The sequence below is a fragment of the Pseudomonas sp. CAU 1711 genome (genome assembly GCF_039888625.1).
In the GTDB taxonomy this organism is placed as follows: domain Bacteria; phylum Pseudomonadota; class Gammaproteobacteria; order Pseudomonadales; family Pseudomonadaceae; genus Aquipseudomonas.
In genome coordinates, this window is record NZ_JBDQQT010000013.1 from 1 (window position 1) to 12,993 (window position 12,993).

General features: G+C 69.1%; 14 protein-coding genes. 12 read left to right on the forward strand and 2 right to left on the reverse strand.

Translation table 11 applies throughout. The annotated features are described in order from the left end of the window. The first annotated feature begins 207 nt into the window (after positions 1 to 207). The 9 genes from AAFN46_RS15250 (at position 208) to rsd (ending at position 7,989) form a co-directional block, all read left to right on the forward strand. Complete coding sequence (locus tag AAFN46_RS15250; protein WP_347809545.1) at positions 208 to 567, forward strand: response regulator; 360 nt, start codon at positions 208 to 210, stop codon at positions 565 to 567. After that, positions 567 to 1,172, forward strand: coding sequence for a chemotaxis protein CheC (locus AAFN46_RS15255; protein WP_347809546.1), 606 nt, complete (start codon positions 567 to 569; stop codon positions 1,170 to 1,172). Before AAFN46_RS15250 ends, AAFN46_RS15255 begins: the two co-directional genes overlap by 1 nt. Before the next feature lie 41 nt (positions 1,173 to 1,213). Further along, positions 1,214 to 2,494, forward strand: coding sequence for an ATP-binding protein (locus AAFN46_RS15260; RefSeq protein ID WP_347809547.1), 1,281 nt, complete (start codon positions 1,214 to 1,216; stop codon positions 2,492 to 2,494). Positions 2,495 to 2,687: 193 nt separating this feature from the next. Further along, the gene (hemC, locus tag AAFN46_RS15265) at positions 2,688 to 3,620 is read left to right on the forward strand and encodes a hydroxymethylbilane synthase (protein WP_347809548.1); all 933 of its coding nucleotides are present in this window, start codon (positions 2,688 to 2,690) and stop codon (positions 3,618 to 3,620) included. Then, the gene (locus tag AAFN46_RS15270) at positions 3,617 to 4,408 is read left to right on the forward strand and encodes a uroporphyrinogen-III synthase (protein WP_347809549.1); all 792 of its coding nucleotides are present in this window, start codon (positions 3,617 to 3,619) and stop codon (positions 4,406 to 4,408) included. The genes hemC and AAFN46_RS15270 overlap by 4 nt, the downstream gene beginning before the upstream one ends. A 10-nt stretch (positions 4,409 to 4,418) precedes the next feature. Further along, positions 4,419 to 5,528 carry a uroporphyrinogen-III C-methyltransferase gene (locus AAFN46_RS15275; RefSeq protein ID WP_347809550.1) on the forward strand — a complete coding sequence of 370 codons (1,110 nt, stop codon included), beginning with the start codon at positions 4,419 to 4,421 and terminating at the stop codon, positions 5,526 to 5,528. After that, entirely contained in the window at positions 5,525 to 6,757 is a 1,233-nt protein-coding gene (locus AAFN46_RS15280) for a heme biosynthesis HemY N-terminal domain-containing protein (protein ID WP_347809551.1), read from the forward strand. The genes AAFN46_RS15275 and AAFN46_RS15280 overlap by 4 nt, the downstream gene beginning before the upstream one ends. Positions 6,758 to 6,859: 102 nt before the next feature. Continuing rightward, complete coding sequence (locus tag AAFN46_RS15285; RefSeq protein WP_347809552.1) at positions 6,860 to 7,351, forward strand: disulfide bond formation protein B; 492 nt, start codon at positions 6,860 to 6,862, stop codon at positions 7,349 to 7,351. Positions 7,352 to 7,515: 164 nt separating this feature from the next. After that, the gene (gene rsd, locus AAFN46_RS15290; protein ID WP_347809553.1) at positions 7,516 to 7,989 is read left to right on the forward strand and encodes a sigma D regulator; all 474 of its coding nucleotides are present in this window, start codon (positions 7,516 to 7,518) and stop codon (positions 7,987 to 7,989) included. Positions 7,990 to 8,053: 64 nt separating this feature from the next. On the opposite strand, the gene AAFN46_RS15295 is transcribed toward rsd, so the two are convergent. Then, a complete protein-coding gene (locus AAFN46_RS15295) occupies positions 8,054 to 8,686 on the reverse strand; it encodes an FKBP-type peptidyl-prolyl cis-trans isomerase (RefSeq protein ID WP_347809554.1) in 633 nt (210 codons plus the stop codon). Between the two features lie 114 nt (positions 8,687 to 8,800). Between AAFN46_RS15295 and AAFN46_RS15300 the strand changes: the two genes are divergently transcribed. Further along, positions 8,801 to 9,775, forward strand: a complete 975-nt coding sequence (locus AAFN46_RS15300; RefSeq protein ID WP_347809675.1) for an AlgP family protein — start codon at positions 8,801 to 8,803, stop codon at positions 9,773 to 9,775. On the opposite strand, the gene AAFN46_RS15305 is transcribed toward AAFN46_RS15300, so the two are convergent. Next, positions 9,772 to 10,215, reverse strand: coding sequence for a TIGR02444 family protein (locus AAFN46_RS15305; protein ID WP_347809555.1), 444 nt, complete (start codon positions 10,213 to 10,215; stop codon positions 9,772 to 9,774). The genes AAFN46_RS15300 and AAFN46_RS15305 overlap by 4 nt on opposite strands. Before the next feature lie 40 nt (positions 10,216 to 10,255). On the opposite strand from AAFN46_RS15305, the gene AAFN46_RS15310 reads away from it, so the two are divergent. Both AAFN46_RS15310 and AAFN46_RS15315 read left to right on the forward strand, forming a co-directional pair. Beyond that, the gene (locus tag AAFN46_RS15310; RefSeq protein WP_347809556.1) at positions 10,256 to 12,166 is read left to right on the forward strand and encodes an ATP-binding cassette domain-containing protein; all 1,911 of its coding nucleotides are present in this window, start codon (positions 10,256 to 10,258) and stop codon (positions 12,164 to 12,166) included. A 189-nt stretch (positions 12,167 to 12,355) separates the two neighbouring features. Beyond that, on the forward strand, positions 12,356 to 12,985 hold the full coding sequence (locus AAFN46_RS15315) for a LysE family transporter (protein ID WP_347809557.1): 630 nt from the start codon (positions 12,356 to 12,358) through the stop codon (positions 12,983 to 12,985). Positions 12,986 to 12,993 lie beyond the last annotated feature (8 nt).

Consider the following 12,993-nt stretch of genomic DNA (forward strand, 5'->3'; position numbering starts at 1 on the left):
TGCGGGTCTGCTTGCGCTTACCGGCGTACTCGGCATCGGCGAAGGTCATCTGCTTCATCGGGAAACTCGGGCAACGGGATCGGCGTATTTCACCAGATTCGGGAAGTCTTCTTCAGAATTTCCTTAGCGGGGCGGGCAGGCCGGGCGCCGCCCGGTGAGCTATCTATACTCAGACCCGTCGCATGTCCGATCGAGAGGAAATCCCGCTTGAAAGTACTGATCGTCGATGATTCCGCCATGTCCAGAAAGATGGTGATGAAGGCACTGCCGCCCGGGCTCGAGGCGGAGGTCAGCCAGGCCGCCAATGGCGAGGAGGCGCTGTCCGCCTATCATGCGGGCAATGCCGAGGTGATCTTCCTGGATTTGACCATGCCGGTGATGGATGGCTTCCGTACCCTGGAGCTTCTCAAGCGCGAGGACGCCAACGCGGTGGTCATCGTCATCAGCGCGGACATCCAGCCGCAGGCACAGCAGCGGGTGCGCGAGCTGGGGGCCGCGGGGTTCGTCAAGAAGCCGGTCACGCCGGAGGCCCTCCAGGTGGCGCTCTACGACGTCGGGTTGATCTGATGAGTCGCCTGGCGAACCTCAGCGAGGACAGGCGCGATGCCCTGCAGGAAGTGATGAACGTCGCCATGGGACAGAGCGCCGATCGCCTGGCGCGCCTGACCGAGACCTTCGTCACCCTCTCGGTACCGCGTATCCACCCGGTGGAGGATGCCCACAACCTGCTCGATCAGCTGGGCATCGCGGGCCGGCCGGCCATCGTCACCCGCCAGTCGTTCCTCGGCAAGCTGCGCGGCGAGGTGGTGGTCTGTTTCGGCGAGAACGGCGCCGGCCAACTGGCCGGGCTGATGGGCTATGAAGGCGAGGCCAACAGCCAGGACGAATTGCTGCTGGACGTCACCAACATCCTCACCGGTGCCTGCATCAATGGCCTGGCCCAGCAGATCGATCTCAAGGTCAGCTATGGCGCCCCGTCGATCCTGTTCCGAGGCCGTACCCTGCAGGAGGTACTGGATAGCCAGGTATTGCAGGGGCACCAGGCACTGGTATTGGAAATCCATTTCGAAGTGGCTACCCACAGCTTCATCTGCGATCTGCTGGTGTGCATTGCCGAGGACACGGTGGCCACGGTGATCGAGGCGATCGACCAACTGCTGAACGATATCTGAGGCGGCCTATGGATCCCCGGACACTCCCCTTGGACGCGGAGTTGGAATCCGTCCTGCAGCAGATCAATCTCGGCGTGGTGCTGCTCGACCACGAATGCCGGGTGGTGTACTGGAACGATTTCATGGCCATCAACAGTGGTCGCAGCGTGACCGAGGTGGTTGGCCAATCGCTGTTCGATCTGTTTCCGGAGCTGCCGCGTCTCTGGGTGAAGAAGAAGATCGACAGCGTCCTCACCTTGCAGAACCTGGCATTCACCTCCTGGCAGCAGCGGCCGCAGCTGTTCAATTTCTCCGATAGCCGCCCCATTACCGGACAGGGGGAGGCGATGTATCAGAACTGTACGTTCTTCCCCGTGATGGAAGCGTCTGCGACGATCAAGTACGTCTGCCTGACCGTGGCCGATGCCACGGAAACGGCCGCCCAGCACCTGGAACTGACGCGCTTGAACGAGTTGCTGCAGGCCGAAAAGGAGCAGCAGGCCCGCCTGATCCGCAAGCTGGAGGAAGCCCAGGCGCAGCTCCTGCAGTCGGAGAAGATGGCTGCCATCGGTCAGCTCGCGGCGGGGGTGGCCCACGAGATCAACAACCCCGTCGGTTACGTGAACTCCAACATCGGCAGCCTGGAGTCCTACGTGAAGGAGCTGTTCGACCTGATCGAGGCCTACAACCGCGACCTCCCCCTGCTACAGGACGCCGCGTTCCGCGCGCGGATCGAGCAGGCCAACCGCGAACAGGACTACGAATTCCTGCGCGGCGACGTGTTCAATCTGATCCGCGAGTCCCGCGAGGGGCTGGCGCGGGTCAAGCGCATCGTCCAGGACCTGCGCGACTTCTCCCACGTGGATTCGACGGACTGGCAGATGGTCGATCTGCACAGAGGGCTGGACAGCACGCTGAACGTGGTCTGGAACGAGGTGAAGTTCAAGGCCGAGGTGATCAAGCAGTACGGCCAACTGCCCGACGTGGAATGCATCGGCTCGCAACTCAATCAGGTGTTCATGAACCTGATCGTCAATGCCGCGCATGCCATCGAGAGCAGCGGGACTATCTGGCTGGAAACCGGTACTCGCGACGAATGGGTGTTCGTCCGGGTGCGCGACAATGGCTGCGGCATCGCGTCGGAAAACCTCAAGCGCCTGTTCGAGCCCTTCTTCACCACCAAGCCGGTGGGCTCGGGCACCGGCTTGGGGCTGTCGGTGTCCTACAACATCGTCAGCAAGCACCACGGGCGGATCGAGGTGGAGAGCGAACCGGGCCAGGGCACGGCCTTCACCGTCTGGCTGCCGGTTCGCCAACCGAGCGAGGGCCAGGAGGCGCCGTAGAGGGCTTGCACGGCGGCCCCCGCATCTGTCCCGTGCGCCGGCCGATGCCGCCCATCGCCTGGGGAATGGGCTTCCCGCGAACGCGAGCCGATGTGCGGCCCTCGACGCGGCTCAGCCTGCGGCACTCATGTCTGCGGGCTTGCACCGGCCATCCTGTTATCATCCCTGGCAGTTCGTTTTCTGGAATTGCCCCATGCCCCGCGAAATCCGCATCGCCACCCGCAAGAGTGCCCTGGCCCTGTGGCAGGCCGAGTACGTCAAGGCCCGCCTGGAACAGGCCCATCCGGGGCTGAACGTCAGCCTGGTGCCCATGGTCAGCAAGGGCGACAAGCTGCTCGACGCGCCGCTGGCGAAGATCGGCGGCAAGGGCCTGTTCGTCAAGGAGCTGGAGACCGCCCTGCTGGAGGGCGAGGCCGACATCGCCGTGCACTCGATGAAGGACGTGCCGATGGACTTCCCCGAGGGGCTCGGCCTGTTCTGCATCTGCGAGCGCGAGGACCCGCGCGACGCCTTCGTCTCCAACGCCTACGCCAGCCTCGACGCGCTGCCGGCCGGCAGCGTGGTCGGCACCTCCAGCCTGCGCCGCCAGGCCCAGCTGCTGGCGCGCCGGCCGGACCTGAAGATCCAGTTCCTGCGCGGCAACGTGAACACCCGCCTGGCCAAGCTGGATGCCGGCGAGTACGACGCCATCATCCTCGCCGCCGCCGGGCTGATCCGCCTCGGCTTCGCGCCGCGCATCCGCAGCTCGATCAGCGTCGACGACAGCCTGCCGGCCGGCGGCCAGGGCGCCGTGGGTATCGAGTGCCGCACGGCCGACAGCGAGATCCATGCCCTGCTGGCGCCGCTGCATCATGCCGAAACGGCCGTGCGCGTCAGCGCCGAGCGCGCGCTGAACAAGCGCCTCAACGGCGGCTGTCAGGTGCCGATCGCCTGCTACGCCCTGCTCGAAGGCGAGCAGATCTGGCTGCGCGGCCTGGTCGGCCAGCCCGACGGCGGCCTGCTGCTGCGCGCCGAAGGCCGCGGCCGCGACGCCGAGGCGCTCGGCGTGCAGGTGGCCGAGCAGCTGCTGGCTCAGGGCGCCGATGCCATCCTCAAGGCGGTGTACGGCGAGGCCGATCCGGCGTGAGCGGCTGGCGCCTGCTGCTGACCCGCCCGGCCGCCGAGTGCGAGGCCCTGGCCGCGACCCTGGCCGAGGCCGGGGTGTTCAGCCGCAGCCTGCCGCTGCTGGAGATCGAGGCGCTGGCCGAGACGCCCGAGCAGCGCAGCACCGTCCTCGATCTGGAGCGCTACTGCGCGCTGATCGTGGTCAGCAAGCCGGCCGCGCGCCTGGGCTGTGCGCTGCTCGGGCGCTACTGGCCGCAGCCGCCGGCGGGCCAGCGCTGGTTCGGCGTCGGCGCCGCCACCGCAGAGATTCTCGACCGTTATCTGGAGCCCCATGGGCTGAGCGCCGTCTGCCCGGCACAGGGCGAGGACAGCGAGGCGCTGCTGGCGCTGCCGCAGCTGGCGCAGGCGCTGCAGGTGCCGAACCCGCGGGTGCTGCTGCTGCGGGGCGAGGGCGGCCGCGAGCTGATCGCCGAGAGCCTGCGTGAGCGCGGCGTGGCGGTCGACTATCTGCAGCTCTATCGTCGCGTGCTGCCGCACTACCCGGCCGGCACGCTGGCGCGCCTGATCGAGGGCGAGCGGCTCAATGCCCTGCTGGTCAGCAGCGCCCAGGGCCTGGACAACCTGCGCCAACTGGCCGGCGCCGCCTGGGGCGAGCTGGCTCGACTACCCTTGCTGGTGCCCAGCCCACGCGTGGCGGAACTGGCCCGCGCGGCCGGTGCCCGGCATATCATCGATTGTCGCGGCGCCAGCGCCGCGGCCGTAGTGGCGGCCCTGCGCGCTCACCCGGCGCCGGCGGCCTCTGACGCATAAGGAAGGACTCGTGAGCGAAACCACCGAGCAGAACAGCACCCCGCAACTCGCCGCCGACTCGCCGGCAAAGGTCGCCGTAGCCAAGTCCAAGGGCCGCGGCCCGGCCTGGCTGGCCCTGCTGGTCGGCCTGGCCGGCCTCGGCGCCGGCGGCTGGAGCGCCTGGCAGCTGCATCAGCAGCAGGGGCAGGCGGCGAACCAGCTGGCGCAGCTGCAACAGGCCGGCGAGGCGGCCCAGGCTCGCCTCGAGGCCGGCGAGGCGCATGTCGCCAAGCGCCTGGCCGGCCTGCCCACGGCGGCTGAGCTGGCCACCCAGCGCGACCTGCTGGTGAGCCTGCAGGGCGAGCAGCAGCGCCTGGCCCAGAGCCTCTCCGGCGTGCTCGGCAAGAGCCGCGAGGACTGGCGCCTGGCCGAGGCCGAGCACCTGCTGCGCCTGGCCATGCTGCGCCTCTCCGCGCTGCAGGACGTGGACAGCGCCATCGCCCTGGTGCAGGGCGCCGACGACATACTGCGGGCGCAGAACGATCCGCAGGCCTTCGCCGCCCGCGGCGAGCTGATCAGGGTGCTGGAGGCCCTGCGCAGCCTGCCGCAGGTCGACCGCAGCGGCCTGTTCCTGCAGCTGGCGGCGCTGCGCGAACAGGTCGCCGGCCTGCAGATGCTGGCCCCCGAATACCTGCTGCCGGACGAAGTGCCCGCGGCGGTCAGCGTCAGCGACAGCAGCCGCTGGGCGGAGCTCTGGCAGCAGCTGTCGCGCTACGTGCGCATCGACCTGCACGCCGATCAGGACGTGCGCCCGCAGCTGGCCGGACAGAGCCTGGCGCAGGTGCGCCTGACCCTGGCCCTGGCCCTGGAGCAGGCCCAATGGGGCGCGCTCAACGGCGAGCAGGAGGTCTATCGCCGGGCCCTGGCCGCGGCCGGCGAAGTGCTGGGCGACTACTTCGACCGTGACAACCGCGCCGTGCAGGCCATGCGCAAGCGCATCGGCGAGCTGGCCGAGCAGCGGGTGGTGGCCGGCATGCCCAAGCTGGACGATGCGCTGGGCACGCTGCAGGCCTATCTCAAGCGCCGTGAGGTGGCCGAGCTGCTGCCCGAGGGCGAGGCAGTCGAGGAGGGCGGGCAATGATGCGCGCCGCCTTGCTGCTGGTATTGGTGGTGGCCCTGGCCAGCGGGCTGGGGCTGGCCATCGCCGAGCACAGTGGCTATGTGCTGATCGCCTGGAAGGGGCTGCGCTACGAGTCCAGTCTGTGGGTTTTCCTGCTGCTGTTGGCGCTGCTCTGGGCATCCATCATCGGCCTGCGCTGGTTGCTGCGCGTGCTGCTGGCGTCCGCCGGTGTGGTCAATCCCTGGTCGCGGCGCAACCTCGGCAGGCGTCGCCAGCTGGCCGCCGACAAGGGCCTGCTGGACCTGATCGAGGGGCGCTGGGAGCGCGCCGTGCGACATCTTGCCCTGGCCGCCGAAGGCGAGAGCCAGCCGCTGCTCTACTATCTCGGCGCGGCCCGCGCGGCGCAGCGCCTGGGGCGCCTGGAGGACGGCGAGGCGTTGCTGGAGAAGGCCCTGCAGCGCCAGCCGCAGGCCGAACTGGCGATCGCCCTGACCCATGCCGAGCTGCAGCAGGCCAGCGGCGATCTGGATGGCGCGCTGAGCACCCTGCAGGCCATGCGCGAGCGCCACCCGCGCCACCATCAGGTGCTGCACGATCTGCAGCGGCTGCTGCAGTCGCGCGGCGACTGGGCGGCCCTGCTCGACCTGCTGCCCGAACTGCGCAAGGCCAAGGTGCTGCAGGGCGAAGCCCTGGCCGAGCTGGAGCGCAAGGTCTGGCTGGAGCGCCTGCGCGCCGCCGGCGAGCAGGGCCTGGGGCAGGGCGAGGCGGCCCTGCAACCGCTGAGCAATGCCTGGCAGCAGCTCGCCGCGGCCCAGCGGCAGGACCCCGAGCTGCTCGCCGTGTATGCCGCCCAGTTGCGCGCGCTGGGCGCCCAGGAGGAGGCCGAGGCGGTGCTGCGCAAGGCCCTCAAGCAGGGTTACGACAGCCGTCTGGTACGGCTCTACGGCCTGGTCCGTGGTAGCGATCCGGCGCGTCAGCTGCAGGCCGCCGAGGCGCTGCTGCAGCAGCACCCGCAGGATCCGCTGCTGCTGCTCACCCTGGGGCGCCTGTGCCTGCAGGGCGGGCTGTGGGGCAAGGCGCGGGAGTACTTCGAGATCAGCCTGGAGTTTTCCCGCAGCGCCGAGACCTGCGCCGAGCTGGCGCGTTTGCTGGCCAGCCAGGGCGAGGCCGAGCGCAGCAATCGCCTGCTTCAGGAACTGCTGGTGCTGCAGGGCCAGCACCTGCCCGAGCTGCCGCAACCGTCGGCCTGACGCGCGGCGCTCCGTCGACGACGGGGCGCCCGCCTGCGCCTTGAAAGGCGCGCCGGCTTTCCTCTACCGTAGGCGCCTTTCCCGCCCCGCATCGGAGTCCCCATGGCGCTGGCCAACCCGCGTACCCTGTTCCTCCTGGCCTTCCTCGGCTGCCTGGCCCTGATGGGCGGCGCCCTCTACCTGGAACATGTGGTCGGCCTCGATCCCTGCCCGCTGTGCATCGTCCAGCGCGTGTTCGTCATCCTCTTCGGCCTGGTCTGCCTGGTCGCCGCCCTGCACGGCCCGCAGCGCGGCGGGCGGCGTGGCTATGCCGCGCTGGCGCTACTGATGGCCGCCGGCGGCGCCGGCACCGCGGCGCGCCAGGTCTGGTTGCAGGGCGTGCCGGCGGACCAGCTGGAAGCCTGCCTGCCGAGCCTGGAGTTCATGATGCAGGCGCTGCCGCTGCAGGAAATCGTCAGCCTGGTGTTCCACGGCACCGCCGACTGTGCCGAAGTGACCTGGACCCTGTTCGGCCTCAGCCTGCCCGAGTGGAGCCTGCTGGCTTTCGCCGGCATGATTGTGTTCTCCCTCTACCAGTTGTTGCGTCGCGGCTGAGTCTTCCCGACCGGCATGACTTGATGCCGGCGACGAGTGGGCATACTCTGGCCACGTGGTCTCGCCACAAAACCGACGGGACTGACCCCGGGAATGTTCGAGCCGACAATAAAATGTCTCGGGGCTGGCGTATTCAGCATTCACCAGTAGGAAGCGAGGACATCATGCTCGAGAGCTGCCAGAACGCCCAGGAGCGTTGGGGAGGGGTGCACCAGATGATCGATCGCTGGCTGCAGGAGCGTCACGAACTGATCGGCGCCTATGCCGCGCTGAGTGACAGGCCCCAGGCGCCCGCGGCCAATGCCGCCGACGTGCAGCGTTTCTGCGAGATCCTGGTGGACTATGTCTCGGCCGGTCACTTCGAGATCTACGAACAGCTCACTGTCGAGGCCAAGGCCTTCGGCGACCAGCGTGGGCTGGAACTGGCCAAGCAGATCTACCCGCGCATCGAGGCCATCACCGAAGTGGCGCTGGCCTTCAACGATCACTGTGACAACGGCGATTGCCGCGACGCCGCCTCGCTCAGCGCCGAGCTGAAACGCCTCGGGCAGCTGCTGCACGAGCGCTTCGAGCTGGAAGACTGCCTGATCGAAGTGCTGCACAACGCCCACCAGCAGCAGGCCGCAGCACCGCTCTGAGAGGCCGCCGCGGCGGGCTCCCCGCCCGGCGTCGTGCGGGCTTCGAGACGCGCCGCCGGGCGCGTCAGTCGGCCACTTCCAGCAACTCCACTTCGAATACCAGAGGCGCGTTCGGCGGTATCAGGTCGCCGGCGCCTTCCTCGCCGTAGGCCTGTGCGGCCGGAATCACCACCCGCCAGTGCGCCCCCGCCGGCATCTGCAGCAGTGCGGTCTGCCAGCCGGGAATCAGCGCGCCGAGGCGAAACCACTGTGGCCCCTCGCTCCGATCGAACAGGCTGCCGTCGGCCAGTTCACCACGGTAGCTGACCCTGATCCGGCTGCCCGCCGACGGTTTGCGCCCACCGCCCTGGCGCAGTTCGCGCACCAGCACCCCGTCGGCCAGTTCGCGCACGCCGTGAGCGGCCTTTTCCCGCGCCAGGAAACGCCCCTCGGCGAGCGCGTCCCTGCGCCGCGCAGCCTGGCGCTCGTGTTGCTCCAGCAGTGCATCGATGCGCGCCGGCGGCAGGCGCAGCGGCTCGTTCAGATAGGCCTGGCGCAGCCCGTCGAGCAGGGCCGCCAGCGGCAGCTCGGGCATCTCCTGGCGCAGCCTTTCGCCGAGGCGGGTGCCCAGGCTGTAGGCCAGGTCTTCATCGTGCGGGGCGGCGAGTGTCAGGCTCGGCAGCAGACACAGCAACAGCGGCAGGTGACGCGACAGCATGCGGGGTTCTCCACGAAGTGTTGCGCGATTATGCCCGTTGCCGGCGCAGCGGCTAGCGACCGTCGAGTCGGGCGTCTAGTATGGGGATCACCAACGTCCGTTAGGAGGCACGCCATGCCGACCAACAATAAGAAGTCCGTTAACACGCCTCTTCATCTGCTTCAGCATCTTTCCCACAGCCTGCTCGAACACTTGGAGAAGGCTTGCTCGCAAGCGCTGGCCGATGCCGAACAACTGCTGACCAAGCTGGAGAAGCAGCGCACCAAAGCCCAGGAAAAACTCCACGACACCCGCGCCAAACTGCAGGAGGCGGCCAAGGCCGGCAAGGCCAAGGCGCAGGAGAAGGCCAAGGCCGCGGCGGCCGAACTGGAGGATCTGCTCGATGGGCTCAAGTCGCGCCAGACCGAGACCCGCTCCTATATCGCCCAGCTCAAGCGCGATGCCCAGGAGAGCCTGAAGCTGGCCCAGGGCGTCGGCAAGGTGCGTGAGGCCGCGGCCAAGGCCCTCGACAGTCGTGCCGCCAAGCTCGCCGCGAAGCCGGCGGCCAAGCCGGCCGCGAAGAAAGCCGCCACCAAGCCCGCTGCCAAGGCTGCCGCGAAACCTGCTGGCAAGTCTGCGGCCAAGCCTGCCGCAGCCAAGGCGCCGGCCAAGGCCGCTGCCGCCAAGCCCGCGGCCAAACCGGCGAGCAAGGCCGCCGCGAAACCTGCTGCCAAGTCGAGCAAGGCTGCTGCCAAACCGGCGGCGAAGAAAGCCGCCAGCACCGCCAAGCCGGCTGCGAAGCCTGCCGCGAAACCCGCCGCCAAGGCCGCGAGCAAAACGGCGAGCAAGCCTGCTGCCAAGTCTGCGGCCAAACCTGCCGCAGCCAAGGCGCCGGCCAAGCCGGCGAGCAAGGCCGCCGCGAAGCCTGCCGCCAAACCGGCGGCCAAGCCTGCTGGCAAAGCCAAGCCGGCAGCCAAGCCCGCGGCGAAGAAACCGGCCGCCGCGAAGACGGCCGCCGCCAAACCTGCAGCGCCAGCCAGCGTGAGCGCACCGGCGCCGACAGCGGCCACGCCGGCCGCCGGCAACGGCAGCACTCCGCCGGGCGCCTAAGCGCCTGCGGCCGCGGCGCGCAGCAGTTCGCGCGCGTCGCGGTCGACCAGCAGCGGCTCCAGCCAGGCCGCGGCCACGTCCGAGGCCTGCCATTGCTGGGCGTCGCTTTCCAGCCGCTTGAGCAGTTCGCGCTCGGCTTCCAACTCCATCGCCTTGACCTGTTCGCGTAGTCGCGCCTGTTGCGGGTCGAGCCGTGCCGCCTCCTTCAGGCCCCGGCGCAATTCGCGCAGCGGCTGCACCACCTGGCGTTGCCAGGGCTCGGCGACGGCCTTGAGTCGAGCGAGACGCGCCTCGCTGCAGGGCACGCCACGGCGCTCCAGCCACAGGGCACAGAGCAGCAGGCAGACATCGGCGCCGCCGTCCTGCAGGTGCAGGCAGCACTGTTCCACGCCGGGGCGGGCGTAGCAGGCGCAGGCGAAACTCCACAGATCGGTCGGCATGCGGCTCTCCGGGCGGAAGCTGGTAGACTCCGCCGCCATTATGATCCGACTCCAGAACCTCACTCTACAGCGCGGTCCGCAGCGCCTCCTCGAAGGCGCCGAACTGACCCTGCACGCCGGCCAGAAGGTCGGCCTGATCGGTGCCAACGGCGCCGGCAAATCCAGCCTGTTCGCCCTGCTGCGCGGCGAGCTCGGCCCCGATGCCGGCGACTGCCAGCTGCCGGCCGACTGGCGCATCGCCCACATGCGCCAGGAGGTCGACAACCTCGAACGCCTGGCCGTCGACTACGTGCTCGATGGCGACGTGCAGCTGCGCGCCATTCAGGCCGAACTGGCCAGGGCCGAGGCGGCCCACGACGGCGCCGCCATCGCCCGCCTGCATACCGAGCTGGACAACGCCCAGGGCTACACGGCCGACGCCCGCGCGCGCAAGCTGCTGGCCGGTCTCGGCTTCACCGCCGAACAGATGGACAGGCGCGTCGGCGACTTCTCCGGTGGCTGGCGCATGCGCCTCAACCTGGCCCAGGCGCTGATGTGCCCGTCCGAACTGCTGCTGCTCGACGAGCCGACCAACCACCTCGACCTCGACGCCATCCTCTGGCTGGAAGAGTGGCTCAAGGGCTACCCCGGCACCCTGCTGCTGATCTCCCACGACCGCGACTTCCTCGATGCCGTGGTCGATCACGTCGCGCATCTGGAGCAGCGCAAGCTGACCCTCTATCGCGGCGGCTACTCGGCCTTCGAGCGCACCCGTGCCGAGCGCCTGGCGCAGCAGCAGCAGGCCTATGAGAAGCAGCAGGCGCAGCGCGCGCACATGGAAGACTTCATCCGTCGCTTCAAGGCCAAGGCCACCAAGGCACGCCAGGCGCAGAGCCGGATCAAGGCCCTGGAACGCCTGGAGGAGCTGGCCCCGGCGCATGTCGACTCGCCCTTCGACTTCGTCTTCCGCGAGGCCGACAAGGTTTCCAGTCCGCTGCTCAACCTGTCCGAGGCGCGCCTCGGTTACGGCGACAGGGTGGTGCTCGAAAAGCTCAAGCTGAGCCTGGCGCCCGGCGCGCGCATCGGTCTGCTCGGCCCCAACGGCGCCGGTAAGTCGACCCTGATCAAGACCCTGGCCGGCGACCTCGAAGTACTCGGCGGTACTCTGGCGCGCGGCGAGAATCTGGCCATCGGCTACTTCGCCCAGCACCAGCTCGATTCGCTCGACGCCAAGGCCAGCCCGCTGCTGCACCTGCAGCGCATCGCCCCGGGCGAGCGCGAGCAGAGCCTGCGCGACTTCCTCGGCGGCTTCGATTTTCGCGGCGCGCGCTGCGACGAGGCGGTGCTCAACTTCTCCGGTGGCGAGAAGGCGCGTCTGGCCCTGGCCCTGATCGCCTGGCAGAAGCCCAACCTGCTGCTGCTCGACGAACCGACCAACCACCTCGACCTGGAGATGCGCCTGGCCCTGACCCTGGCCCTGCAGGATTTCGCCGGCGCCGTGCTGGTGGTCTCCCACGACCGCCACCTGCTGAAGAGCACCACCGACGAGTTCCTGCTGGTCGCCGACGGCCGCGTGCAGCCTTTCGAGGGCGATCTCGACGACTACGCGCGCTGGCTCATCGACTACCGTGCCCGCCAGCAACCGCAGGCCACGCTCGCGCCGGCGGCGGACAGGAGCGACAAGCGCGCCCAGCGCCAGGCCGCCGCGGCCCTGCGTCAGCAGCTGGCGCCGCACAAGAAACTGGCGGACAAGCTGGAGAAGGAATTGGGCCAGGTGCAGGACAGGCTCGCCGGCGTCGAGCAGCAGCTCGGCGACAGCGGCCTGTACGAGGCCGCGCGCAAGGACGAGCTGCGCGAGCTGCTGGCCGAGCAGGCCCGCCTGAAGAGCCGCGAGGCCGAGCTGGAGGAGAACTGGCTGGCCGCCCTGGAGCAGCTGGAGGCCCTGGAGGCGCAGCTGGCCCAGGCCGACTGAGCCGGTAATGCTGGGTTTCGCTGCGCTCTACCCAGCCTACTCAGAGCCGGCTGTAGGCTGGGTAGAGCGCAGCGAAACCCAGCGCCGGCGCGATCCTACACAGACTCCAGAATCTTGCCGGCCCTGGCGCCGGTTCGATCCGGCGGGTAGCCTGAACCTTTTCGTACAACGCATTCCCGAGGTAAACCCATGGCCCTGGAAACCTGGCTCGCCTTCTTCGTCGCCTGTTGGGTGATCAGTCTGTCGCCCGGTGCCGGCGCCGTGGCTTCGATGAGCGCCGGCCTGCAATACGGCTTCTGGCGCGGCTACTGGAATGCCCTCGGCCTGCAACTGGCGCTGCTGCTGCAGATCGCCGTGGTCGCCGCCGGCCTCGGCGCGGTGCTGGCCACCTCCGAGCTGGCGTTCAACCTGATCAAGTGGTTCGGCGTGGCCTATCTGGTCTACCTGGGCTGGAAGCAGTGGGTCGCCACGCCCGGCGAGATCGCCGCCGGCGACGGCGAGCGCCCCCTGGGGCGGCCGCTGACCCTGGTGCTGCGCGGCTTCCTGGTCAACGCCAGCAACCCCAAGGCGATCATCTTCATCCTCGCCGTGCTGCCGCAGTTCCTCGATCCCAGGGGACCGCTGCTGGTGCAGTACCTGCTGATGGCGGCGACCATGGTGGCGGTCGACCTGATCGTCATGGCCGGCTACACCGGCCTGGCCGCGCGGGTGCTGCGCGCCCTGCGCCAGCCGCATCAGCAGCGTCTGCTCAACCGCACTTTCGGCGGCCTGTTCATCGCCGCCGCGGCCCTGCTGGCCACGGTGCGCCGCACCGCCTGAAGGAGTTT

What these genes read in the sequence shown, in the direction of transcription:
- hemC (WP_347809548.1), top strand. Translation starts at nt 2,688, where the DNA reads ATGCCCCGCGAAATCCGCATCGCCACCCGCAAGAGTGCCCTGGCCCTG.
- AAFN46_RS15295 (WP_347809554.1), bottom strand. Translation starts at nt 8,686, where the DNA reads ATGCTGTCGCGTCACCTGCCGCTGTTGCTGTGTCTGCTGCCGAGCCTG.
- AAFN46_RS15305 (WP_347809555.1), bottom strand. Translation starts at nt 10,215, where the DNA reads ATGCCGACCGATCTGTGGAGTTTCGCCTGCGCCTGCTACGCCCGCCCC.
- AAFN46_RS15280 (WP_347809551.1), top strand. Translation starts at nt 5,525, where the DNA reads ATGATGCGCGCCGCCTTGCTGCTGGTATTGGTGGTGGCCCTGGCCAGC.
- AAFN46_RS15285 (WP_347809552.1), top strand. Translation starts at nt 6,860, where the DNA reads ATGGCGCTGGCCAACCCGCGTACCCTGTTCCTCCTGGCCTTCCTCGGC.
- AAFN46_RS15315 (WP_347809557.1), top strand. Translation starts at nt 12,356, where the DNA reads ATGGCCCTGGAAACCTGGCTCGCCTTCTTCGTCGCCTGTTGGGTGATC.
- AAFN46_RS15255 (WP_347809546.1), top strand. Translation starts at nt 567, where the DNA reads ATGAGTCGCCTGGCGAACCTCAGCGAGGACAGGCGCGATGCCCTGCAG.
- AAFN46_RS15300 (WP_347809675.1), top strand. Translation starts at nt 8,801, where the DNA reads ATGCCGACCAACAATAAGAAGTCCGTTAACACGCCTCTTCATCTGCTT.
- AAFN46_RS15310 (WP_347809556.1), top strand. Translation starts at nt 10,256, where the DNA reads ATGATCCGACTCCAGAACCTCACTCTACAGCGCGGTCCGCAGCGCCTC.
- rsd (WP_347809553.1), top strand. Translation starts at nt 7,516, where the DNA reads ATGCTCGAGAGCTGCCAGAACGCCCAGGAGCGTTGGGGAGGGGTGCAC.